At 34.2% G+C, this 24,581-nt stretch carries 26 protein-coding genes, 1 other RNA gene and 1 riboswitch; of the genes, 23 read left to right on the top strand and 4 right to left on the bottom strand.

All coding sequences use genetic code 11. The annotated features are described in order from the left end of the window. Positions 1-48: 48 nt before the first annotated feature. The 4 genes from cdaA to glmS all read left to right on the top strand — a co-directional run bounded on the left by cdaA (position 49) and on the right by glmS (position 5,248). Positions 49-891 carry a diadenylate cyclase CdaA gene (gene cdaA, locus JNUCC80_RS02040; protein WP_454153168.1) on the top strand — a complete coding sequence of 281 codons (843 nt, stop codon included), beginning with the start codon at positions 49-51 and terminating at the stop codon, positions 889-891. Continuing rightward, the gene (locus tag JNUCC80_RS02045) at positions 891-1,844 is read left to right on the top strand and encodes a CdaR family protein (RefSeq protein ID WP_454153169.1); all 954 of its coding nucleotides are present in this window, start codon (positions 891-893) and stop codon (positions 1,842-1,844) included. The genes cdaA and JNUCC80_RS02045 overlap by 1 nt, the downstream gene beginning before the upstream one ends. Before the next feature lie 41 nt (positions 1,845-1,885). Continuing rightward, positions 1,886-3,241 carry a phosphoglucosamine mutase gene (gene glmM, locus JNUCC80_RS02050; RefSeq protein ID WP_454153170.1) on the top strand — a complete coding sequence of 452 codons (1,356 nt, stop codon included), beginning with the start codon at positions 1,886-1,888 and terminating at the stop codon, positions 3,239-3,241. A 192-nt stretch (positions 3,242-3,433) separates the two neighbouring features. Beyond that, positions 3,434-5,248, top strand: coding sequence for a glutamine--fructose-6-phosphate transaminase (isomerizing) (gene glmS / locus JNUCC80_RS02055; RefSeq protein WP_454153171.1), 1,815 nt, complete (start codon positions 3,434-3,436; stop codon positions 5,246-5,248). Between the two features lie 45 nt (positions 5,249-5,293). Here glmS and JNUCC80_RS02060 read toward each other — a convergent pair whose 3' ends face one another. Next, positions 5,294-5,809 carry a QueT transporter family protein gene (locus tag JNUCC80_RS02060; protein ID WP_454153172.1) on the bottom strand — a complete coding sequence of 172 codons (516 nt, stop codon included), beginning with the start codon at positions 5,807-5,809 and terminating at the stop codon, positions 5,294-5,296. Between the two features lie 7 nt (positions 5,810-5,816). Next, a riboswitch (PreQ1 riboswitch) is annotated at positions 5,817-5,861 on the bottom strand. Between the two features lie 129 nt (positions 5,862-5,990). Between JNUCC80_RS02060 and JNUCC80_RS02065 the strand changes: the two genes are divergently transcribed. The 11 genes from JNUCC80_RS02065 (at position 5,991) to ssrA (ending at position 13,437) form a co-directional block, all read left to right on the top strand. Next, entirely contained in the window at positions 5,991-6,725 is a 735-nt protein-coding gene (locus JNUCC80_RS02065) for a YebC/PmpR family DNA-binding transcriptional regulator (protein ID WP_454153173.1), read from the top strand. Between the two features lie 92 nt (positions 6,726-6,817). Then, complete coding sequence (gene comGA / locus JNUCC80_RS02070; RefSeq protein ID WP_454153174.1) at positions 6,818-7,786, top strand: competence type IV pilus ATPase ComGA; 969 nt, start codon at positions 6,818-6,820, stop codon at positions 7,784-7,786. Beyond that, positions 7,752-8,753, top strand: coding sequence for a type II secretion system F family protein (locus JNUCC80_RS02075; RefSeq protein WP_454153175.1), 1,002 nt, complete (start codon positions 7,752-7,754; stop codon positions 8,751-8,753). The genes comGA and JNUCC80_RS02075 overlap by 35 nt, the downstream gene beginning before the upstream one ends. After that, positions 8,750-9,040, top strand: a complete 291-nt coding sequence (locus JNUCC80_RS02080) for a competence type IV pilus major pilin ComGC (RefSeq protein WP_454143038.1) — start codon at positions 8,750-8,752, stop codon at positions 9,038-9,040. The genes JNUCC80_RS02075 and JNUCC80_RS02080 overlap by 4 nt, the downstream gene beginning before the upstream one ends. A gap of 7 nt (positions 9,041-9,047) precedes the next feature. Next, positions 9,048-9,449, top strand: a complete 402-nt coding sequence (locus JNUCC80_RS02085; protein ID WP_454153176.1) for a hypothetical protein — start codon at positions 9,048-9,050, stop codon at positions 9,447-9,449. After that, positions 9,439-9,705 (top strand): hypothetical protein, encoded by a 267-nt coding sequence (locus JNUCC80_RS02090; protein ID WP_454143034.1) that lies wholly within the window; start codon positions 9,439-9,441, stop codon positions 9,703-9,705. The genes JNUCC80_RS02085 and JNUCC80_RS02090 overlap by 11 nt, the downstream gene beginning before the upstream one ends. Next, the gene (locus tag JNUCC80_RS02095) at positions 9,695-10,135 is read left to right on the top strand and encodes a competence type IV pilus minor pilin ComGF (RefSeq protein WP_454153177.1); all 441 of its coding nucleotides are present in this window, start codon (positions 9,695-9,697) and stop codon (positions 10,133-10,135) included. Before JNUCC80_RS02090 ends, JNUCC80_RS02095 begins: the two co-directional genes overlap by 11 nt. Positions 10,136-10,351: 216 nt before the next feature. Continuing rightward, positions 10,352-11,356: a class I SAM-dependent methyltransferase gene (locus JNUCC80_RS02100; protein WP_454153178.1), complete on the top strand. Its 1,005-nt coding sequence runs from the start codon at positions 10,352-10,354 to the stop codon at positions 11,354-11,356. Positions 11,357-11,369: 13 nt separating this feature from the next. Further along, on the top strand, positions 11,370-12,557 hold the full coding sequence (locus tag JNUCC80_RS02105; protein ID WP_454153179.1) for an acetate/propionate family kinase: 1,188 nt from the start codon (positions 11,370-11,372) through the stop codon (positions 12,555-12,557). 59 nt (positions 12,558-12,616) lie between these two features. Further along, positions 12,617-13,039, top strand: coding sequence for a hypothetical protein (locus JNUCC80_RS02110; protein WP_454143026.1), 423 nt, complete (start codon positions 12,617-12,619; stop codon positions 13,037-13,039). A 32-nt stretch (positions 13,040-13,071) separates the two neighbouring features. Beyond that, positions 13,072-13,437, top strand: a transfer-messenger RNA (tmRNA) gene (ssrA, locus tag JNUCC80_RS02115). Positions 13,438-13,497: 60 nt separating this feature from the next. On the opposite strand, the gene JNUCC80_RS02120 is transcribed toward ssrA, so the two are convergent. Next, the gene (locus JNUCC80_RS02120; protein ID WP_454143024.1) at positions 13,498-14,382 is read right to left on the bottom strand and encodes a GRP family sugar transporter; all 885 of its coding nucleotides are present in this window, start codon (positions 14,380-14,382) and stop codon (positions 13,498-13,500) included. Between the two features lie 233 nt (positions 14,383-14,615). Between JNUCC80_RS02120 and JNUCC80_RS02125 the strand changes: the two genes are divergently transcribed. The 8 genes from JNUCC80_RS02125 to JNUCC80_RS02160 all read left to right on the top strand — a co-directional run bounded on the left by JNUCC80_RS02125 (position 14,616) and on the right by JNUCC80_RS02160 (position 22,112). Beyond that, on the top strand, positions 14,616-15,017 hold the full coding sequence (locus tag JNUCC80_RS02125) for a hypothetical protein (RefSeq protein WP_454153180.1): 402 nt from the start codon (positions 14,616-14,618) through the stop codon (positions 15,015-15,017). A gap of 12 nt (positions 15,018-15,029) precedes the next feature. Then, a complete protein-coding gene (locus JNUCC80_RS02130) occupies positions 15,030-15,737 on the top strand; it encodes a winged helix-turn-helix domain-containing protein (protein WP_454143020.1) in 708 nt (235 codons plus the stop codon). Then, positions 15,737-17,200 (top strand): ATP-binding protein, encoded by a 1,464-nt coding sequence (locus JNUCC80_RS02135; RefSeq protein WP_454153181.1) that lies wholly within the window; start codon positions 15,737-15,739, stop codon positions 17,198-17,200. The genes JNUCC80_RS02130 and JNUCC80_RS02135 overlap by 1 nt, the downstream gene beginning before the upstream one ends. Positions 17,201-17,205: 5 nt before the next feature. Continuing rightward, positions 17,206-17,835 carry a VanZ family protein gene (locus JNUCC80_RS02140; protein ID WP_454153182.1) on the top strand — a complete coding sequence of 210 codons (630 nt, stop codon included), beginning with the start codon at positions 17,206-17,208 and terminating at the stop codon, positions 17,833-17,835. A 65-nt stretch (positions 17,836-17,900) separates the two neighbouring features. Beyond that, the gene (fba, locus tag JNUCC80_RS02145) at positions 17,901-18,770 is read left to right on the top strand and encodes a class II fructose-1,6-bisphosphate aldolase (RefSeq protein ID WP_454143014.1); all 870 of its coding nucleotides are present in this window, start codon (positions 17,901-17,903) and stop codon (positions 18,768-18,770) included. Between the two features lie 148 nt (positions 18,771-18,918). Continuing rightward, positions 18,919-20,259 carry a glucose-6-phosphate isomerase gene (locus JNUCC80_RS02150; RefSeq protein WP_454153183.1) on the top strand — a complete coding sequence of 447 codons (1,341 nt, stop codon included), beginning with the start codon at positions 18,919-18,921 and terminating at the stop codon, positions 20,257-20,259. 109 nt (positions 20,260-20,368) lie between these two features. Further along, a complete protein-coding gene (locus tag JNUCC80_RS02155) occupies positions 20,369-20,845 on the top strand; it encodes a nucleoside deaminase (RefSeq protein WP_454153184.1) in 477 nt (158 codons plus the stop codon). Between the two features lie 85 nt (positions 20,846-20,930). Beyond that, positions 20,931-22,112 (top strand): cation:proton antiporter, encoded by a 1,182-nt coding sequence (locus tag JNUCC80_RS02160; RefSeq protein WP_454153185.1) that lies wholly within the window; start codon positions 20,931-20,933, stop codon positions 22,110-22,112. Here JNUCC80_RS02160 and dapF read toward each other — a convergent pair. Beyond that, the gene (gene dapF / locus JNUCC80_RS02165) at positions 22,109-23,092 is read right to left on the bottom strand and encodes a diaminopimelate epimerase (protein ID WP_454153186.1); all 984 of its coding nucleotides are present in this window, start codon (positions 23,090-23,092) and stop codon (positions 22,109-22,111) included. The two genes, JNUCC80_RS02160 and dapF, sit on opposite strands and share 4 nt — an antisense overlap. 10 nt (positions 23,093-23,102) lie before the next feature. Then, positions 23,103-24,455, bottom strand: a complete 1,353-nt coding sequence (locus tag JNUCC80_RS02170) for an aspartate kinase (protein ID WP_454153187.1) — start codon at positions 24,453-24,455, stop codon at positions 23,103-23,105. Between the last annotated feature and the right edge of the window lie 126 nt (positions 24,456-24,581).

Below are 24,581 nucleotides of genomic sequence, written 5' to 3' on the forward strand. Positions count from 1 at the left end.
AAGCGGCTAAAAGCGTGATATAATACGTTTAGTAATGGAGGGATTTTTGTGAGTTTAGATTGGGGTAATATGATTACCTTGCACAATTTTTTAAGCGTAGTTGATATTTTTATTGTTTGGTACGTTTTGTATCGACTAATTACGCTAGTTAAAGGCACAAAAGCGGTCCAATTAGTTAAAGGATTGGCTGTTATTGTAGTTGTGCAAATCGCAAGTTCAATTTTAAAATTGGACACGGTTAACTACATTGTTAATCAAATTATGGTTTGGGGAGTTATTGGAATTATCATCATTTTCCAGCCTGAAATCAGACGCGGACTAGAGCATATTGGTCGCACACCCATTTTAGGGTCTCGTTCGCAAATGGCTCAAAAGACAGGTGAAAAATTTGTTAAAGAGCTAGATAAATCAATTCAATACATGTCTAAAAGACGTATTGGGGCATTGATTAGTATCCAGCAGAATACAGGACTTGATGATTACATTGAGACTGGAATTCCATTGGATGCTGATATTACAGGAGAATTGTTGATTAATATCTTCATTCCAAACACACCGCTTCATGATGGTGCAGTTATTGTGAAAGACGGTAAGCTTGCTGTTGCAGCCGCTTATTTACCACTTTCAGATAGCAACATTATTCCTAAAAAATTAGGAACCAGACACCGTGCAGCAGTTGGTATTTCAGAAGTGACAGATGCTATTACTATTGTTGTTTCTGAAGAAACAGGTGGGGTAACTATTACGAGAAATAGTCAGTTAATGGTTGACTTAACTCGTGAAGATTATTTGAAATATCTAACAGCCCAGTTTGTTCCTGAAGCAGATGTTAAGACATCTTGGTGGGATCGTGTTATTGATCGTTTTTGGAAATGGGGGTCAAATAAATAATGCGTAAATTTCTAAACAGACCAATTATTTATAAGATTTTAGCATTGTTGTTTGCTGTGGGCCTTTATTTTTATGTTCACGATAATAACCTCGGTATTTCAAAAAATAGTACCGAAAATTCTCAAGTTGCTAGCACAATGCGTTCAGCTAGCGTACCGCTACAACTTGAATTTGATTCTGATAAATACTTTGTTACGGGATACCCCGAAAAAGTTAATATTGATTTAGACGGTCCAGCAGCTGTTGTAACGGTTCTACTAAACAACAATAACTTCAAGGTTTTTGCAGATTTAAATTCATTAGGTGTGGGAACACATCAGGTGAAATTGCAACAATCAGGTATTAATAACCAAATCACGACAAAAATCTCGCCTGAAACGATTACAGTTAATATTCAGCCAAGAGGTGCGGTAACTTTACCAATTCAACCAACATTTAACAAAGCAAGTATTGCATCAGGTTATAATGTAGGAATTCCACAACTTTCACCAGACACAGTTAGTGTGACAGGGCCACAATCTGAAATTGCTAAGATTTCACGAATTGAAGCGCACTTGAATCTAACACCAAATACGAAGGAAACGGTTGAACAACAAGTGATGTTACAAGCGCTTGATGCTAGTGGCAACCAAGTTAATGTCGTATTAAATCCAGAAACAACACATGTTCAATTGCCAGTTACTTTACCAAGTAAAGAAGTTAACTTGAAATTTAATTTGAAAAACCAATCTGATAAACTGAACTACGAGGTAACTTCAAATACTCAAAAAGTTAAAGTTTTTGGACCACAATCAGCGTTAGATGATTTGGATGAACTTGACGTTTCGGTAGATGTCGCTAATGTTAAAGATGTGACAGAGCAAGATTTGAAAATTGAATTACCGACAGGTATCATGGGAGTAACTCCAGATACCACTCACATTAAAATAAAATCAACAAATAAAGAATCATAATTAAATGCCTAAGCATTTAAAACAAGAAAGGTTGTTAATCAATGACTAAATATTTTGGAACAGATGGTGTACGAGGTGTAGCTAATAAAGAACTAACACCCGAACTAGCGTTTAAATTGGGAAGAGCCGGCGGTTATGTTTTAACAAAACATAAAGCTGAGGGGACAGAACGTCCAAAAGTTTTAGTAGGACGTGACACTAGAATTTCAGGAGAAATGCTACAGTATGCCTTGATTTCAGGTCTTTTATCTGTTGGAATTGAAGTTTTAGAGTTAGGTGTTGTGACAACACCAGCTGTAGCTTATCTTGTGAAAGTTCAAGGCGCAGATGCTGGAATCATGATTTCTGCTTCTCACAATCCAGCCCAAGATAATGGTATTAAATTCTTTGGTGGTGACGGTTACAAGTTGTCAGACGATACAGAAGCTGAAATTGAAGAATACTTAGATAATCCTGTAGATGACTTACCAAGACCATCTGCAGAAAAATTAGGTCATCTAGAAGATTATCCTGAAGGTACTGCTAAGTACTTGCAATTTATTGAACAAACTATTCCAGAAGACTTAGATGGTCTAAAAGTGGTTGTTGATGGTGCCAATGGGTCAACAAGTGCCTTAGTTAACCGTTTGTTCGCTGATGTTGATGCTGACTTTGTGGCAATTAATGCTAGCCCTGATGGAATTAACATTAATAAGAATGCCGGATCAACACATCCAGAACTGCTAAAAGAAGCTGTTTTAGAAAATAAAGCACAAGCTGGATTAGCTTTTGATGGTGATGGCGATCGTTGTATTGCGGTTGACGAAAATGGTGATTTAGTAGATGGTGACAAAATCATGTACATCATTGCTGCATTTATGAAAGAACGCGGTCGTCTTAAAAAAGACACTGTCGTAACAACAGTAATGAGTAATATTGGTTTATATAAAGCTTTTGATGAATTAGGCATTGATTATGTTAAAACTGCTGTAGGTGACCGTCATGTTGTTGAAGAAATTAGAGAGCATGGCTATAACATCGGTGGTGAACAATCAGGTCACGTTGTCTTGTTTGATTACCACAATACAGGTGATGGTATGCTAACAGGATTACAATTACTTTATGTGATGAAAGCAACTGGTAAGAGTTTAAGTGAATTAGCTGCTCCAGTAAAAATTTACCCACAAAAACTAGTTAACGTTAAAGTTAAAGACAAAAATGCGTGGGAAAACAACGACAAAATTCAAGCAATTATTGCTGAAGTTGAATCAGAAATGGGTTCAAATGGTCGTGTTCTTGTTCGCCCTAGTGGAACAGAATCTTTACTACGAGTAATGGCAGAAGCACCAACAGAAGAACTAGTACATAGTTATGTTGATCGAATTGTAGACGTTGTCGAAGATGAAATCGGACTATAAAAAAAGAACTAGCTAAATGCTAGTTCTTTTTTTGTTTAAATTTTATTTAATCTATACCAATTCAGAAATAAGTTGTTGACTTTTAATTATACAATAACTAAAATTGTTACTGTAACGTACTTTTAACAAGTATTAATAATAAAAACTACTGGTATAATTGATATATACCAATTTATAGAGGAGTTCAATAGTATGTGTGGAATCGTGGGAGTCGTTGGGAATGAAAACGCCACAGACATTTTAGTTAATGGCTTAACTAAATTAGAATACCGAGGCTATGATTCAGCTGGTATTTATGTTAATAATCAAAATAATCAAGATTTTCTAGTTAAAGCAACTGGAAAAATTAAAGAATTAAAAGACAAAATTACACCCGAAGTAAAAGGTTCTATTGGAATTGGGCATACTCGTTGGGCTACTCATGGTATTCCAACTATTGAAAATGCACACCCACATTTATCAAATGATGATCGTTTTTACTTAGTCCATAATGGTGTGATTAATAATTATCAAGAATTAAAAGATGACTACTTGGCTGATGTGAAGTTTCGTAGTCAAACAGATACTGAAGTTGTTGTCCAATTAGTAGACCGCTTTGTTGTTGACGAAGGTTTAGACACCTTTACAGCATTTCAAAAAGTACTTCACTTAATTGATGGTTCATATGCATTTTTATTAGTGGACCGCGAAAACCCAGAAACATTATATGTTGCTAAAAGAAAAAGTCCATTACTACTTGGGCTTGCACAAGGCTATAATGTGGTAACAAGTGATGCGATGGCAATGCTTGATCAAACAAAAGATTTCGTTGAATTAAACGATGGCGAAATTGTTATTTTAACTAAAGATGATTACCGTATTTTTGACGAAAATAATCAAGAAGTTAAACGTGATTCTTACCACTTATCAGTTGATTCAGAAGCTGTTTCAAAAGGGACATACCCACATTTTATGTTGAAGGAAATTGATGAACAACCTTCTGTAATGAGAAGAATTAGTCAAGAATACTTTTCTTCAAAAGGTGAAGTAGAAGTGGATGAAAATATTGTGAACAGCATTTTAGATAGTGACCGCATCTACATTGTCGCTGCAGGGACAAGTTATCATGCTGGATTAGTTGGACAAAAGATTCTTGAAAAACTAGCCGGTATTCCAGTAGAAGTTCATGTTGCTAGTGAGTTCGGTTACTATCCACCGATTTTATCTAAGAAACCATTCTTCATCTTCTTATCTCAATCTGGTGAAACTGCTGACAGTCGCCAAGTGCTATCTGAAGTTAACAAAAAAGGTTATCCAAGTCTAACAATCACAAACGTTGACCGTTCAACCTTATCTCGTGAAGCAACTTATACAATGTTACTTCACGCAGGTCCTGAAATCTCAGTAGCTTCTACTAAAGCTTATACGGCTCAAATTGCTGTGCAAGCTGTTTTAGCTAAAGCACTTAGTGAAAAGTCTAATTACGCAAGTGGTAAGCAATTTGACTTGCAAACACAATTGGCATTAGTAGCTAATGGGATGCAAGAAATTGTAGATGAAAAACAATTATTAGATGATATGAGTCGTCGTATTTTGACAGATGCAGATAATGCCTTTTATATTGGACGTGGAATTGATTACAATGTGGCACTTGAAGCGGCATTGAAGTTAAAAGAAATTTCATACATTCATACCGAAGGTTTTGCAGCTGGTGAATTGAAACACGGTACAATCGCTTTAATTGAAGAAGGAACACCAGTTATTGGATTTATCACAGATAAATTAAGTGCTGGTCATACTAGAAGTAATCTTCAAGAAGTGTTATCTCGTGGAGCAGAAGTATTTACAATCTCCATGAAGCGCGTTGCAAATGAAAACGATGGTATCGTTTTACCTGATGTAGATGAACTATTAACACCGTTATTAAGTGTTATTCCTGCACAGCTAATTGCTTACTATACAAGTTTAAATCGTGGTCATGATGTTGATCAACCTCGTAACTTAGCAAAATCAGTAACTGTTGAATAAAATAAAAAAGCAAAGCCTCATGAAAGAGTGCTTTGCTTTTTTATTTTAGTTATTTGATGAATCAGTTTTATTTTCATTTCTAAAGAAATGTGTTTTTTCTTCAATAATTCCAAATATCACCGCACCAATTAGCATCATAGCAAATTGTGTCACCATCAAAGTGCCGTAAGTAATCCAAAATGGTGCACTTGCAAACCAGTATAATTCTGCTGCAATCATAAACATGCTGATTGCACCGATAAAAGGTGTGATTAGCAATTTTGTCCAATAGTTTTTGATTTTTTTAGCAATCAAATAACTAACACCGGTCATTACTAACGTATTAGCTGTTCCAATTCCCATATCAATAAGGGCGTTAGGGCTTGAAATAAGGTTAAATAAGAAACAACCGATAGTAATGCCCCAAACATATCTTTTATTAAAAACAGCAATAGGATTAGTTATTTCTGCAACTCTAAACTGTAATGGTCCAAAAGAAACAGGCTGAAACAAAAACCCTAGTGCAAGGTAAATAGCTGTTACAAGCGCTGTCTTAGTTAGACTGACAACGTTTTGATTCATGATATAGTCACTCCTAGTTTTTTTATGTGGGATGGTTTCGAACCACAAAATTCAAAACAATAATATAATATACAGGATTTTCAAAAATTTGACAAATAAATTGTGTAAAGCCTTGCTCTCAAACTAATGTTTTGCTATCCTAGGATAGGTTAAATCTATTATTCTGAAAGAGGGATACAACATGTCAGGACATTCAAAATGGCATAACATTCAAGGTCGTAAGAATGCACAAGATGCTAAACGTGGAAAAATTTTCCAAAAACTTTCAAAAGAAATTTACATGGCAGCGCGTAACGGCGATACAGATCCAGTAAATAACCCAGCATTACGTCTGGTAATGGATAAAGCTCGTGCGGCTAACATGCCTAAAGATAATATTCAACGTGCCATCAAAAAAGCACAAGGTGGAGACGGTGAAAGTTACGATGAAGTAACTTACGAAGGATACGGCCCAGGTGGTGTTGCGGTATTTGTTGAAACATTAACTGATAACAAAAACCGTACAGCAACATCTGTTCGTTTAAACTTTTCACGTAACGGTGGAACTTTAGGTGAACCAGGATCAGTTGCTTACATGTTTGACCGTAAAGGTTACATCGTAATTGACCGTTCAACAACTGATGTTGAAGAAGATGATTTGCTACTTGAAATTATGGATGCAGGTGCAGAAGACTTACAAACAAGTGACGATGCATTTGAAATCTATACAGGTGCAAAAGAATTTACAGATGTTCGTGATGCTTTAGAAGCTGCAGGATACGAATTGGCAAACTCTGAATTGACAATGATTCCACAAAACAGAATGGCAGTTCCAGAAGAAAAACAAGAACAATTTGAACGTATGATTGATGCTTTAGAAGACAACGATGATGTTCAAAACGTTTACACTGCTGCAGAAGACGAAGATGACGAATAAAAATTAAGCCGAAAGGCTTATTTTTTTTGCCCAAAATGTGATTAACAAAGATTAGCGTACTTAATTCTATCAATCAATTGAAAGGATTAAATATGGGTCTATCTTATGAATCACTAAGCTTAATAGAAGAAGTAATTAAACACAATGTACAGGATTTATATCTACTTCCAGAAAAGAAGTGCTACCGTATTTGCTACAAACAAAACAATGATTTTGAATTATTAAGAAAAATAAAAATAGCAGAGGCACAGATTATCATTAATCAACTCAAGTATGTTGCTAAGCTAGATATTGCTGAGCATCGACGCCCTCAAAACGGGAGTTTTAACTTGAAAGTCTATCCTAATGTTGGATTTAGAGTAGCAACATTATCAAACTTTCAAAATCAAGAGTCAATGGTAATGCGTTTGATTTATTCGACTCACCAACAAGATTATTTTTTGCCTGAACAATTAGAACAATTAAAATTACTTGCTAAAAATCGAGGACTAATTGTTTTTGCGGGGCCAGTTGGTTCAGGAAAAACGACAACAATGTATGAAATTGCTAAATCATTGATGGTGAATCAAATGGTTATGACAATTGAAGATCCGGTTGAAATAAAAAATGACAATTTTTTTCAAGTACAAGTCAATGATCAAGTTCAAATGGCTTATGCTGATTTACTAAAAGCTGCTTTAAGACATCGACCTGACATTTTGATTATTGGTGAAATTAGAGATCAAAAGACTGCTCAAGCAGCTATTGAGGCAGCACTAAGTGGTCACTTGGTAATGACGACTATTCATGCCAGAAATACTTATGGTATTATTGAACGTTTTAATCAACTGGGCGTCGACGGTGATAGGTTAAAAAGTACTGTCAATTGTCTGTGCTATCAGCGATTATTACCAAAAGTTGATAACAATTTAGCTTGTCTTCTTGATATTTTGACTCCTCAAAATACAGATTATCAAGGGCATCAACAAAAAAATCATAAGCAGTGGCATCAGAACCTTCAAAGTATTTACAACAGGGGGCAAATAAATGAAAAAACTTTTCAGCAATACCAAGAAGGGTGATTCTGAGCAGTTGTTATTCATGAAATATTTGAAAATGTACTTAGAGAGTCATTTTTCTTTCAGTGAGGCAATTGGTTTTATGAAGTTGATTTGGCCTAAAAATAGATTGAGCTGGTTTGAAAGATTCGCGATTGATTTGAAGTCAGGTAATGATATTCACTCAGTACTACTTAAAGCCAGGTTTAATAAAATTGTTAGTTTTCAAATTCAGTTAGCGTTAAAACAGGGAACACTTATTTCTTGTTTGTCTCAATTAATTACGCTAACAGAGTTACAGCACAAACAAATGAAAAAGATAAAAGGCCAGTTAGCTTATCCGTTTATGCTATTTGTTTTGACATTTGTGGGGTTCTTTTTCATTCAACAAACGTTAAATTCAGGTTTTTTGGAGTCAACAACGTCATGGTTTGAAATTTTAGTTAGTTACTCTGTTTTAGGATTAGCCGGGGTGTTTGTGAGTTTAGTTAGTTATTTACTATATGCCAAACATTGCCAAAAAATTGAGCAATTGAGATTTTTAATAAAGTGGCCAGTTATTGGCAAAATTATTGAATTATACATTCATTATGTTGCGACGTTTAATCTGACTTATCTAGTAGCTAATGATTATCAAATTAGTGAGATTTGTGCTTTTTTGAAAAACAATCAAAAAGATTCTTTGCCAGGGATAATAGCCTCTGATTTAAATCAGCACTTAATCAAGGGACTATCTTTGAAGTCTTTTGTGTCTCAAGAAGTTTTTTTGCCTAATCGACTGATACCAATTATAGAGTCTGGAAAAAATCGACAAGTGAAAAGTCAGCAGATAAAAGTTTTGAACCAAATTATTTACGATGAGCTACTAGGGAATTTAAAACGTGTGACGCTGAAAATACAGCCAGCTTGTTTTATCTTAATTGGGTTATTTGTTTTAGGATTATATTTAAAAATATTGATGCCACTGTACGGCACATTAAGGGGATTATGATGAAAGTGAAAGCAAAGGGATTTACATTAATTGAGATGTGTTTGGTTATTGCTATTATTGCTATTTTGGTATTGTTAATTGTGCCTAATATTACACAGCAAAAACAAAAAGCCGAACAAAAAATAGAAGAAGCTTTTCAAACTACTTTACAAACGCAATTAGAATTGCAAGATAAATCAATTGTTAATTTAGCTGATTTAGAATTGTCACCTAGTCAAAAAGAAAAAGTAAAAGACTATGAAATAGTCAATGGTCTGGTAAAAAAACGTGTCAAACCCCAGAGCTAAAGGGTTTATGTTGTTAGAAACCGTTATTTGCCTATTAGTTGTTTGTGTCTTAGTGACTCTGATGACTTTAACTATCAACCACAAACCTAATCCAAAAGTGCAACAAGATCAACTAATAACAAAAGTGCGGACTAACTTAAAGCAGGGAATTAAACTAGCATTTTTATCAAACAGAGCAGTCTTTATTCAATACAGTAAGAAACAACAACTGATGACGTTGAAGTCAGGAGCTAACGTAAAGTACTATCTTAAATTTCCGACTGATTATTATTTAGAACTTCCTGGAAATGAGCTAGTTATTAAAAAAGGCGGTTATGTTGCACCTAAAACAATTACATTGAAGGGGCCGCAGGGCTTCAACTATAGTTTTCGAATTCAGATGGCGTGGGGTGAAATTTATGAAAATTAAACAATCAGGATTTATTTTGGTAGAACATGTAGTTTCATTTTTACTACTAGTGGCGATAGTGATGAGCTTTGCAGGAACAATACGGCAATTCAACCAGCTTGAAATTCGTAAAAATTTGGAAGTTGATGCTTATTTAGCTGCTGCCATGTTGAATGAATCAACTCAAAAAGATTGTCAATTAAAAGGGGACTGGTACAGACTGGTCGGAAAGACAAGAATCATAAATATTACGAAAAACTTGTCTTATGAGATTTAAGGGCTTCACTTTAATAGAAGCAGTTGTTTCTCTTGCAATTGTTGTACTTTCTTTGCAACTTATTTTACAAATAAGTGGGTTGAATCAACGTGTCAATCAAAACCCCAGCAACGACCAGACTGATTATGCCTATTTTTATTTAAAAATAAGGGATACATTGAATGAATATGATCGAGTTGAAATTGATAAAAGTAAAAGTCAGGATAAACAAATTTATTTAACGACTCAAAAAAATAATCAAACCAGTCGATTATCGCTTGTTATAAAAGAAAACACAGTTATTTTACGTAATAACAATGAAGGTTACGTACCAGTTTTAACGGAGGTACGTCGCGCAAATTTTTGTTATAATATTGAAAGGGGCTTTAGCATAGATGTGGAAGATTCCAAAAAAAGAAAATCACAGTTATTATTCATACTTAAAAGTTAAGGCAAGTCTTTTGCTAAGTGTTATTTTTTTAATCGGTATCTCGCTAGCTACCCTCTATTTTAAACTTGAAATCTTCCAGATTGAGATGTCGCAAAAAGACTTAGTGGTATCAAATTTAAAAGAAATTTTAAATTCACCTTAATAAGTTGCATGCATACAAAAAATAAGTAATGATATAGGTAGGAGTATTTTAACTGTTTTGAGGAGAAATTTTCATTGGAATTATCAATACAAGAACGATATGCTTTAATTGACGAAGCGGTTCAGCGTCTAAAAAAAGAACTTAAAACGTCTTATCTAGATGCTTTGATAGAAACTATTGAAAACTTAATTGATCAACAAGTTAAAGTGGAAAATGGCGCCCCTGGTCCAGAAACAGTGAAACGATTAACTGATATTTCTGATCAAGTAGACTTTGTTAATCAATCATCTAAAGAAAAAAGTGAACTGATTTATCTATTAATTCTAGCAGGTATCAAAGAAGATAAGCTTGATACTAACTTGCAAATGACACCAAAATCTTTATCTGTTGTTGTAGCTATGATTGCACACCAATTACTACAAGGTAAAAAATCTGCAAAAGTACTCGACTTGAGTAGTGGGTTTGGTAGCTTGTTACTAAATACAGTAGATCAATTAAAACAAACAGACACTATTGATTTTGAAGTTTATGGAATGGATAATAATGAAATCTCATTAGCATTATCAAGTTTATATGCGGAATCTTTAGGAATTAAAGCGGAGTTATTCCATCAAGATGCATTAGATACTTGGTTGATTAACGAGTTAGATTTGATTATTTCAGAGTTACCGGTGGGGTATTATCCAATTGACTCCCGAGCTGAAAATTATGAGTTGAGAGCCAAATCTGGACATTCATTTTCACATTATTTAATGTTAGAACAAGCAATTTCGCACTTATCTCCAGGCGGATTAGGAATTTTCATTGTTCCAGCGATGATGCTACAAGATGCCAACGCCTCAGAATTAACGAAATGGTTAGCTAAGAAAGTGCATATTCAAGCTTTTCTAACATTACCTGAAGATTCATTTAATGATGAAAAATATCAAAAAGCAATTTTGGTCCTTCAAAATCGTGGTGCCCAAACTAAACAAGCCGACAATATTTTATTGGGACAACTCCCAAGCTTAAATGATAGAAATGTACTTGAAACTTTCAATTATAATTTAAAAGATTGGTACATCAAAAATTTAAAGTAAAGGATAGACAATAATGACTAAAGTTTTAGCAATTAACGCCGGAAGTTCTTCCGTTAAATGGAAAATGTTTAACGCACAAAATGAAGAAGTAATAGCAGAAGGTGCTGCAGAAAGAATCGGTATCACAGGTTCTAACTATCAAATTAAATACGATGGTAAAAAATACGAAGAAACAATTGAAATTAAAGACCAAGAGCAAGCAGTATCAATTATTTTAAAAGCAATGATTGAACTAGGCATTGTTGAATCGTATGACGAAATTAAAGGAATTGGACATCGAATTGTGGCCGGTGGTGAACATTTTGCTCAAAGCACTTTGATTAACGAAGATGTTTTAAACAAAATTTACGACCTTTCAGAATTTGCACCTTTACACAATCCAGTTGAAGCACGCTGTATTGAAGCATTTGAAAAGGTTCTACCTGATATTCCACAAGTCGCTGTTTTTGATACTTCTTTCCATAAAACAATGCCAAAAGAAAATTATTTATACTCTATTCCAATGGAATATTACGAAAAATTTGGTGCTAGAAAATATGGTGCTCATGGAACAAGTCATCGCTATGTTTCACAAAGAGCAGCAGATATGTTAGGGCAAGATATCAAAGATTTACGTTTGATTACTGTTCACATGGGTAATGGCATTTCATTGACAGCTGTTGAAAATGGTCAATCAATCGACACATCTATGGGCTTTTCACCACTTGCCGGAGTAACAATGAGTACACGCTCTGGTGATATTGATGCATCATTGATGGCTTATTTGATGGAAAAACTTGAAATTGAAAATCCACAAGAAATGATTAGTATTTTAAATGGAAAATCAGGTCTTTTAGGACTTTCAGGACTTTCATCTGACATGCGTGATTTAGAAGATAATATTGAAAATCCGCAAGTTAAGCTAACAGTCGATATTTTTGTTAATCGCATTGTGAAATACATTTCACAATACATTACAGAAATGGGTGGGGTAGATGGTATTGTCTTTACAGCAGGTATCGGTGAAAATAACCCTTGGTTATTAGATCGTATTTCTAATAAATTTGCTTATTTAGGCGCAAAAGTTGACCCTGAAAAAGTTGAAATCACACGCCAAGAGACTATTTTTAGTGCTGAAGATTCAAAAATCAAATTAATGTTAGTCCCAACTAACGAAGAAATTATGATTATTCGTGATTTGGTTGAAATTGCTAATCTTTAGCGTAAAATAAAAAACATCCTTTTAAAAGGATGTTTTTTATTTTAGAAAGGTGAATTTTAATGATTGATATATTATACACTGCGATTGCTTTATTACTTGGGTACTTTTTAGTTTGGCAAAGATTAAATGTAAAATTTCTTGATCAAAAGCAGGGAAAAGTAATTAAACTTTTTGCAGCAATAGTGTTTGTTATACTTTTTATAACAGCCGTTACCCAAACAAATGCAATTAAATGGTCTGTACTTCTTTTAATCGGTATGTTTTGTATTGTATTAACTTTTTTCAGAGCAGGATTAGGATCGATAATCTTTAAAAATTATCGAATCAGATCTTATCGTGAATTTACTAGTTTTAAAGCAAATCAAGTGAAAGACAACGAAACTGAAATTAAGTTTTATTCAAATAAACAAGTAAGATTAGCAATGAAAGTTAAAGGAAAAGCTAAAGAAGTAACTGAATTTTTAAACAACTATTTTGTTTAGCAACTATTTTGTGTTAGAATAATGGAGATGTCGGGGGTGTTTTGGAATTCGACATGCATGATTTTGCATAAATGGCAATTCGTAGGTCACGTCTACGTAAAAACGTTCAGTTTAAATATAACTGCAAATAACGAAAATTCTTACGCAGTAGCTGCCTAAAAAACAGTTCGCGTGATCTGATTGAAATTGACCCGGATTTCTATTAGGTCTCAACTTTAACGGGTTACGTTTAATTATGCCATCTGAATAATTAAAAAGAGATAATCAGGTAACTCTTTGAAGGTGAGCCCTGTTATGCGGCGTTCTTTGAAGAGTACAATTAAATAGTATAACTATGATTGTAGAAGTTTATGATGAAACATGTATGGACAGGGGTTCAAATCCCCTCACCTCCATAAAAAAAGAACTGGATAACTTAAGTTATCCAGTTCTTTTTTTATTCAATTAATACTTAGAAATTAAGCACCTGTCATGAAGCTAATCATAACACCACCAGCAATAACTAGGACAAGCCCAATTAAAGTGAAAGTTAATTCTTTTTTGGTTTTTGCTTCTTTTAGGATGTAAACGCCACCAAGTGTTGAAATAACAACATTCATTTGTGAAATTGTAAATCCTGTTGCAACACCATTAAGGTTTGCTGAAATTAAGTAGCTTAGTGAACCACCAGCAAAGATTAAACCAACCAGTATATTTTTGTAAGTAACTGCTTCTCTTAAAGGTTTAACGTCTTTGTTTTGTGGTAAAAACATACAGATTAGAGCACCTAAAACCATACCTACTGATTGTGGTAAGAATGCTTCTAGTCCTTGAAGGTGAGCAAATCTTGGGAAAATTGAGAATCCAATATAACCAATTGTTGAGAAAAAGAAAATCCAGAAGATAGTAGAAGTTTTAACTTTTGATTTCTTAGCTGCATTTTCAGCTGTTTTTTCACTAATAGTTGTGAGGTAAATACCACCAACAATGATAATGATAGCTACAAATCCAGCAATTTTTGCGGAAGCAGAAGCCCACTCACTAAATAGTAAAACACCACCAAATGATGTACCAACAATTTGAAGACCTGTTGAAATTGGCATTGCTTTTGAAACACCAATTGCTTTAAATGATTCGTACTGAAGAATTTGTCCAAGAGACCAAGCTAGACCACTTAGAAAACCAAAAAGAAAGATTTCTGTCGTCATTGCAGGTTGCATAATAATAAAGCAAATAATCGCAGTAATCATTGCTCCAAATGTAGTTCCTAAAATTTGGTTAACTGTACGTCCGCCAATTTTAGACATAACAAGGGGCATACATCCCCAAAATAGTGCTGGTAAAATTCCAATAAGTAAGTTCATTTTTATATCCACCTCTCGTGATAATAATAGTCTATATTTGAAATATTTAAAAATCAGAAGTCTTCTTTTAAAAAAGAAAACGTTTACATTCATAATATAACAAGTCCAAACCAAAAAAGCAACAAAAAAATGTAAACGCTTTCTTTTTTCTTTTTCAAGAGATTAAAGGACTTTTTTTATCGTGGTAAATTATTTCATGTTAAACTTAGAAAAAAAGGTAAGGGGAACAAAAAGTGATTTATATTTATACCGGTTGTTTACTAGTTATGATGAGTTTTATTAGTTTTGTTATGAGAAAACAAAAACCAGGTTTTTTGTTTGGTTACCAATCCTATTTTTCAAAAATAGATTCTAATATTGAAAAAAGAGTGCAAGTGATTTATCGAAAAGCATGTTTGATCGTGGGTATTATTCAAATAATTATTGGCGGCATAATCAAGTATTTGAATTGGGATCAGTTCTTCTTAATTTGGTTATTGACTTTTTATTTCTCCATTATTTTGGTCTATGCAATCACCGAAACGTGTTTAAGAAAAATTTTAGTTAGAGATGGTATTGTATCAAAAGAAGAAATCGATAAATATGAAAAGTCACATACCACTAAAAAAAGAGTGAAAGGGTTTAAAGACCTATAGGAGGAATTTTTAATGAGACTATTAATGGTAGAAGATAATGTTTCTGTCGCACAAATGATGGAAATGTTTTTTGAAAAAGAACAGTGGGTAATGGATTTGGCTGTTGACGGGAATGAAGCTGTTGACAAGTTTAAAGCTAATCAAGAATATTACGATATTGTGACGCTTGACTTGAATCTACCTGGAAAAGATGGAATGGAAGTTGCTCGTGAAATTAGAGCAGTTTCTGATGTTCCAATTATCATGTTGACAGCTCGAGACTCGGAATCTGATCAAGTATTGGGGCTAGAGCTTGGGGCAGATGATTATGTAACTAAGCCATTTAGTCCGTTGACTTTGATTGCTAGAATCAAGGCATTACACCGTAGAACGTTAATGAATCAAACGACAAAACCAGCAGATACGGAAGATATGGTTGAAACACCTCATCTGAAAATCAATGAAAAAACAAGAGAAGTGTATGTCGATGACCAAAAAGTTCAGGGATTGACACCAAAAGAATTTGATTTACTTGTAACGATGGCTAAAAACCCAAAACAAGTATTTTCAAGAGAAAAACTATTAGAAGTTGTTTGGGGTTATGAGTACTTTGGTGAGGAACGAACAGTCGATGCGCATATCAAAAAACTAAGACAAAAAATCGAAAAAATAGCACCTCAAATTATTCAAACTGTTTGGGGCGTGGGTTATAAGTTTGATGATTCGGATGTGGATAAATAATGAAACTGTTTTATCAGCAAGTATTATCTTTTCTTTTAGTTATTGTGATTACACTCTCAATTATTGGCTTTTCAATGATGAACTTCATTACCAGACAGTCCTATGATAATACTTTCTCTCAATTGGAGGGCTATGCTGATTCAATGGGTCATATTGCGCTCAAAAAAGACCCATTAACAGGTAGATATCAGCAAATTAAGCCTTCTTTTTTGGATGAGTTTCAACAAGTTATGCAGGTTCAAAATGTAACAATCAGGGTGTTTAATGAGGATAACGAGCAAATCTATCCTGAAGCGACACTCACGCCTTACTCATTAAGAGAAGATGTTTGGCAAGAGTTAAAGTCTGGTAAGAGTTTTAGAATTCAAAATGACTATCTTAATAATCAGCCAAAATTGTCGACTAAAGAACCTTATTCATCAATAATGGTACCGTGGTTTGATGGTTCTCAACTGAAAGCGGTTGTTTGGCTAGGGGCTAAAGTTTCATCAACTGAAACGACTATTAAACAAGCACAACAAAATTCTATTGTGGCCCTCTTTGCCAGTGTGCTGATAGGGATGCTTATCAGTTTAGTGATTGTTTGGTTTAATTTGTCTAGAATCAAAAAATTATCGCGTGCAACTAAAAAAGTCGGAGAAGGAGATTTCTCAGTTAGAATAGAGCACAAAGATAATGACGAAATCGATGATTTGGCATGTGATTTTAACAAGATGGTTGAGTCACTCAGATTATCTGATGAGGAGATTAAACGACAAGAAGCGAGAAGAAATCAGTTTATGGCGGATGTTGCACATGAAATGCGAACTCCTCTAACAACAATTAATGGTATTCTAGAAGGATTACGTTATGACGCAATTCCCGCTGATTCAAAAGATAAGAGTATTCAATTGATGCAAAGTGAGACTAATCGATTAATCAGATTAGTTAATGAAAACTTGGACTATGAAAAAATCAGAAATAACCAAATTAAGTTGTTTAAAACAGAGTTCAATGGGACATCGGTGCTTGAAAATATTGTTGAACAACTTTCGGGAAATGCTAAGAAGAAGAACAATAAGTTGAAGCTACTATCAAAAGAACCCGTCATGATTTATGCCGACCATGATCGTTTTACGCAAGTTGTTTTCAATATTACACAAAATGCAATTCAGTTTACTGAAAATGGCAATGTAGATTTAACAATTTATCGTATAGATGGTGGCACACGTGTTAAAATAAAGGATACTGGTATTGGGATGAGCGATGAACAAAAGCGCTTTATTTTTGAGCGTTTTTACAAAGCTGATCCATCTCGTAATAACGTTGGGACTGGAGAGTCAGGATTAGGACTAGCTATTGTCTACTCTCTAGTTAATCAGCATCAGGGACAAATTGAAGTTGATAGTCAAGAAAACAAAGGGACAACCTTTACTTTAACTTTCTTTGATCCTAAACCAGAAAAAGAAGTAGATAGCGAGTAATTAAAATGATATTTTTAAATCCAATATATCAATTTATAGTTGAGCATTTTGCTACTAAAATTAATCACTTTCCTTTGGTGGAACTAGTATTTTACAGTTTAGATAAAACCATTTTTTACTTTTTGATTTTTATTGCTCTTTATACAGTATATTTAAAGTTGTTCAAGAAAAAGCGGTCAAAAAAGCATATTACGATTATTTTGATATTGGCGTTTTATCTTATGTTATTACTCTCGTTGACTGTTTTTAGAGGTATTTATTTTCCAAGTGATATCAAATTTTACTTCTATCGACCCTTGAATCAGATAAACCTACAAATTTTAGATGAAACGATGAAGCTTTCGCTTGCTAAATCTCAATTAGATTTCTTTTATAATTCTTTTGGGAACATTTTGTGGTTTATGCCCTTAGGGTTCTTAATGAAATTGTTATCTAAAAAGAAACTATCGATATTAAAAATTACGATTATTTCTATTTTGTTCTCAGTCAGCATAGAAGGGATGCAGTTTGTTTTATGGACAGGAGTCGCAGATATTGATGATGTTATCTTTAATACTGTAGGTGGCTTCTTAGGAGCTGTTGTAGGGCTGATATTTCAACAAATATTTAATAATTTCACTAAAAGGTCTGACTAATACACAAAAATATGTTAAAATCACATTGTTGAATTTTTTAAAAGAAATTTTAGGAGGAATGACTCATGTCATCATTTATTCACGGTACAGAAATTATGCAAGCTGCTCGTAAAGGCGGATACGCACACGGTGCTTACAACACAAACAACTTGGAATGGACAAAAGCTATTTTAGCTGCTGCCCAAGCTAAAGGTGTTCCAGCAATCGTTCAAAGCTCAATGGGTGCTGCTAAATACATGGGTGGATACAAAGTAGTTCGTCAACTAGTTGAAGGATTAGTTGAATCAATGAACATCACAGTTCCAGTTGTAATGCATTTAGACCACGGTAACTTTGAAGCTGCTAAAGAAGCTATCGAAGCTGGTTACTCATCAGTTATGTTCGATGGTCACGACTTACCTTTCGAAGAAAACGTTGCTAAAACTAAAGAAATCGTTGCTTTAGCACATCCAAAAGGTATTTCGGTTGAAGCTGAAGTTGGTTCAATTGGTGGTGAAGAAGACGGTATCATCGGTGCAGGTGAACTTGCATCAGTTGAAGAAGCTAAAGAATTAGCTGCAACAGGTATTGACTTCTTAGCTGCTGGTATCGGTAACATTCACGGTGTTTACCCTGAAAACTGGGAAGGTCTAAACTACGACCGTCTTTCAGAAATCGCTGACGCAGTTGAAGTACCATTGGTACTACACGGTGGTTCAGGTATTCCTAAAGACCAAATCCAAAAAGCTATCGACTTAGGTGTTGCTAAAATCAACGTTAACACAGAACAACAAATTGCTTGGTCAAAAGCTGTTAAAGCTTACTACGCTGCTGACAAAGATGAAGCAGAAAAAGGATTCGATCCTCGTAAAGTTCTTGCACCAGGTACACAAGCTATCCAAGATACAGTTGAAGAACGTATCGACTGGTTTGGTTCACAAAAAGGTAACAACTAATTCATACCTTTTAACAAAAAAGTCACGCCATTTGGTCGTGACTTTTTTTGATATCAAAATAAGAATTATCCTGTTTTAAACCTTGCTTTTTTTGCCGAATGCGCTTAAAGTAAGTAGGGTAGATAAAAAGAAATATAGGAGGCAAACAATGGCACAAGTTAAGTTTGATGCTTCAAAATTAACTCCATTTGTTCAAGAAAATGAGTTAAACGAAATGCAAGCAATGGTGAATGCTGCAGATGAACAATTAAGAAAAGGAACAGGCGCTGGAAGCGATTTCAGAGGTTTCATTGACCTACCCGTTGACTATGATAAAGACGAATTTTCACGTATTAAAGACGTGGCTAAAAAAGTACAATCAGATTCAGAAGTTTTCGTAGCTATCGGAATTGGTGGTTCTTATTTAGGTGCTCGTGCTGCTATCGATTTCTTAAATAATGCTTTTTATAACTATGCACCTGATCGTAAAGTTCCTGAAATTTACTTTGCAGGTAACTCAATCAGTGGTAGTTACTTACACGATTTAATCGAACAAATCGGTGACCGTGACTTTAGTCTAAACGTTATTTCAAAATCAGGAACAACAATGGAACCTTCTATTGCTTTCCGTGTATTGAAAGACAAATTAGTTAAAAAATATGGTAAAGAAGAAGCTGCTAAACGTATTTATGCAACAACTGACCGTGAAAAAGGTGCCTTAAAATCAGAAGCTGATGCAGAAGGTTACCAAACATTTGTTGTTCCGGATGACATTGGTGGACGTTTCTCAGTATTATCTGCTGTTGGTTTATTACCAATTGCTGTTGCTGGTGCTGATATCGATCAATTGATGAAAGGTGCAGCAGACGCTCGCTCAGAATATACAGAAACAGACCTTAACAAAAACGAAGCTTACCAATATGCTGCATTAAGAAATATTTTATACCGTAAAGGTTATACTGTTGAATTGCTTGAAAACTACGAACCAACTTTACAATACTTTGGTGAATGGTGGAAACAATTAATGGGTGAATCAGAAGGTAAAGATCAAAAAGGTATTTACCCTTCATCAGCCAATTTCTCAACAGACTTGCACTCACTTGGACAATACATCCAAGAAGGTCGTCGTGACTTAATGGAAACTGTTATTAAAGTTGAAAAACCTCGTTTTGATGTTGCTGTACCAAGCGATGAACAAAACTTAGATGGTCTTTCATTCTTAGAAGGTAAAACAATGAACCATGCTAATGAAAAAGCATACGAAGGTGTTGTTTTAGCTCATACTGACGGTGGTGTTCCAGTTATGACTGTTTCTATTGCAGATCAAACAGAATACACATTAGGTTACATGATTTACTTCTTCGAAATCGCTGTTGGTATCTCAGGATACTTAAATGGTATTAACCCATTTAACCAACCAGGTGTAGAAGCATACAAGAAAAACATGTTCGCTTTATTAGGTAAACCAGGTTTTGAAGAATTAACACAAGAATTAAACGATCGTCTATAATTAAATAGAACAATCTAAAAAGGATTTCGCGTAATGTTCGTGAAATCCTTTTTTTAATGTTGGTTATAGTGTATTATTGAATTACAAATAGATAAAAGGAGAATATTAAATGTCATATAACAAAAAATATATGGAATTAGCCGCGAAAGAAGCGCATTCAAATAACTTAACAAATGAAGGTGGTCCTTTTGGATGCGTTATCGTAAAAGACGACGAAATTGTTGCAACTGGACACAATAAAGTTTTATTAAACAATGATCCAACGGCTCATGGTGAAGTAACCGCAATCAGAAATGCTGGTCAAAACCTTGAGACATTTGATTTGTCAGGATGTGAGTTATACACTTCAAGTGAACCTTGTCCAATGTGTTTAAGTGCTATTATTTGGGCAAACATTAAAACGGTTTATTATGGTAATAGCGCCGTAGATGCTGCTGATATTGGTTTTCGTGATGATTACATTTATAAATTCATTGAAGGTGGAACAAAAGATAAAACTGTCATGGACTTACAACAACATGATAGAGAATTGACTATTAAAAGTTTTGAAGAATTTGCTGCTGATCAAGACAAAACAATCTATTAAATTTAAACAAATTAAAATTTATTGTTTTGTTCGAATTAAAATTATGGTAAACTTTATCGAGAATTTTTATAGTTAGGAAAGAAGTATGCACACTAATTTAGAATTATTAATCGTATTATCCATGGCATTGATTGTACCAATTGTAATGGCAAAGTTTAAAATAAATAATGTTCCTGTTCCTGTCGCTGAGATATTGATAGGAATAGTTCTAGGGAAAGGGCTTTTGAATATTGTTCAAATGACCCCGACGCTAAACCAATTATCCTCCTTAGGTGTTATGATATTGTTATTCTTAAGTGGGATGGAAGTTGACTTATCGATATTTAAACGGCGAAGTAAAGCTGAGAAAGCAGGACAATCATTTTTTAAAATGCCTCTAGGGATGGCGGTTTTATCAATTATCTCAATTATTGTGCTGGCATTAGGCTACAGCTTACTACTAAGTTACTTTAATATTTTTTCGGAATTTTTATTTGCAACAATTTTATTTACCACAATGACAATTGGCATGATTTTAGTTGCACTAAAAGATAAAAAACTTGAAAATACTAGTTATGGACAAACCCTGCTTCTAATTGCAATTCTGGGTGTTGTTATCCCATTAATTGAAATTACTTTTTATATGACATTTAAAGGTGCCAGGGGAGCAATACTTTGGTTATTCCCACTCGTATTTATAGTGGCATTATTATTATTGAACGTCAAAAAAGTCCATCAGTTTTTTGATAAAATAGACAAGTCAACAACACAGTTAGATATTCGGTTAGCTTTCTTTTTAATTATTGTATTAGTTACAGTTGCTGAAAAGACAGGTGTTGAAAATATTTTAGGGTGTTTCTTAGCGGGGTTGGTCATGAAATCACTTAATCCAAGCGAAGAAACAAAGCAAAAGTTAACCTCAATTGGATATGGATTCTTTATTCCAATATTTTTCATTTCAACTGGATTAAAATTAGACTTAAAAAGTTTAGTGAGTGATCCTAATACGCTGATGTTGATTCCTATTTTCTTCTTTGGATTTATGTTGACAAGACTTCTAATTGTACCAATTTTGATGCAAAAATACTCATTCAGACAAGCACTTTCAGGTATGATGTTGACAACAACAACTATTACATTGATTGTACCCAATGTTACACTGGGTCAAAGTGCAAATATTATTGATGCAAAGCAAGCAGGTGCTTTTATTCTAGCGGCTGTTATTACAACAATTGTTGATCCAATTGTATTCTCGAAAATATACCCACAAAAAAAACAAGCAGATTAGTCTGCTTGTTTTTTCATTTGTTCAATAAATTTTAGATAGCTTTTCTGTTCTCCTGTTTCACTAACAGTGGCGTGATTGAATTGACGCTTGAATAAATCATCTTCAGAGATTGTGATGTTATGAGTGTGAGTGGCGTTGCCGATTAACTCTATCCAAAAGTCATTGTTAGATTCTTTGTGAACAATCGTTTTAACGACACCACCTGGATTATAAACAGTTATTTCATCTGAAGGAAAAGAATCGATACCTTTATGTAAAACATAAGCAAGAGAAGTCGCAGACATTCCAGTACCACAAGCATTTGTGAAGCCAACACCGCGCTCAAATGTACGAACAAAAAGCGTATTATCTGATAGTATTTTTCCAAAATTGACATTAACACCATCAGGGAAATAATCATTTTTTTGATTGAGTTTTTTCCCTAATGTTTCAAGCGTGTTATTTAAGTCTTCATCTGTTTGAACAAAACTAATTAAGTGAGGATTAGGGACCGCGATAGCATAGAAATTTAAATGATCATTAAATTCTGGAACGGGTGAGTTGAGTAATTGTGTTGTTCCTAGGTTATGAAAAGGGAAGTAATAGTTATCAAAGTGGACAGGTGAGATTTCTACACCAAACGCGGGAACGTTTTGAGCCAGGCTGTCTTGTTTTTTAACAGTTAAATTTGCATTAGCTGTTTCGACTTTGAATTCAGATTCTTGATATTTTTCGGCTAAATAACGCGCAACCGTACGCAATCCATTGCCACACATAGATGCCTCGCTGCCATCGGCATTAATGACGCGCATCTTGCCTAAACAATCGGTATTTTGAGATTTTGAGACGACTAATAGACCATCGGCCCCCTCCAAAAAAGATTCTGTTAGTTGCTGCGTAAGTGCGATGATTTGGTCATCTGAGGGATTAAATGAAAGTTGATCTACATCTAAAATAAAAAACTGGTTAGATGAACCGTGAACTTTTTGTAATGTAATCATTGTTAAACTCCTAACTAAAAAAATTATGATAAATATAGTCTATTGCTAAATCAGCATCGGCTTGTCTAGTTCCGAGCATTACAGAAATTCTTGAGGCACCTTGATTAATCATATGAATGCCAATATTATTTTGAGCCAGTGGTGAAATGACACGATCTAAGACACCAATGTTATCTTTCATACCTTCACCAACAACCATGATAATGGCGTAATCATTAATCCATTGCATTTCGTCTGGTTGAAGAGTGTTTTTAATCTCTTGACAAAGTTGTTTGATTTTAAGGTCTGTAAGCTGGCTTTTATCAAAGATAATTGTCAAATCATCGATACCTGAAGGCATATGCTCATAAGAAACATTATAGCGATATAAAATCTCTAGCAATTTTAATGTGAAGCCAACTTCTTTATTAAGTAGGTAACGGTGGAGGTATAAAGCAGCAAAACGATCAGAACTAGCTACACCTGTTATTAAATGTTCTGGCTCAAAATCATTTTCAGGAACAATAAGTGTGCCCGGTAAATCAGGATGGTTAGTGTTTTTAACATTAATAGTAATTTCAGCTTCAATTGCTGGGATAATGGCTTCATCATGGAATACTGAAAATCCAGCGTAAGAGAGTTCACGTAATTCACGATAAGTCATTTTATTAATGGCATATGGATTTTTGACAGTATTAGGGTTTGCTGCATAAATTGCATCAACATCTGTGAAATTTTCATAGCAGCTGGCATTGAAGCCTTTTGACAAGATAGCACCTGTAATATCTGAGCCACCACGTGAAAAAGTGGCGATTTTATTGTCTTTAGTGATGCCAAAGAATCCAGGTACAATTAAAAGCTCATCACCAACATCAATTGATTTAATGTTGTCGTAAGTTTCATCTAAAACTTGTGCGTTATTAGCTGAATCACTAACATAAAATCCAAATTTTTCCGGATCTAGAAATCGAGCTTTAAGTCCTAGATGGTTCAGAATCAACGTTATTAGCTTTGCGTTTAATCGTTCACCATGAGCTTTAAAACAAGCCATTAGATAGTCGTTGTTTTCGAATTTTTCATGCTTTAAGTTTTCGATTTTTTCTTTAATGCTTTGCAATTCTTCTTCTTCTAAATCAAAGTGGTTTGCGATTTCAACGTAGCGGTTGAATAGCTGTTCAGTGATTGATTCAGTAGGCTTTTTTTCGATTGTAAGTGTAGCGTATTTGATTAATAAATCTGTAACTTTCGTATCAGAAGCACTTCTTTTTCCTGGGGCTGAAGTCACAACAACTTTGCGACTTGAATCTTGTTTTAAAATATTAATAACTTTCTCAAACTGTTGTCCTGAAGCTAGCGAGCTTCCGCCAAATTTAACTACTTTCATAAAAATTCCCCTTTAGCTTTCTTTTCAAATGATAAGTAAATTAAATTTAACATGCCTATTTTAAATTTCAACACCCAAATCCGACTAATACATGTTGTTTTAAAGGTCAATATATGGAAATAAATA

It is taken from the genome of Holzapfeliella sp. JNUCC 80 (assembly GCF_053667655.1).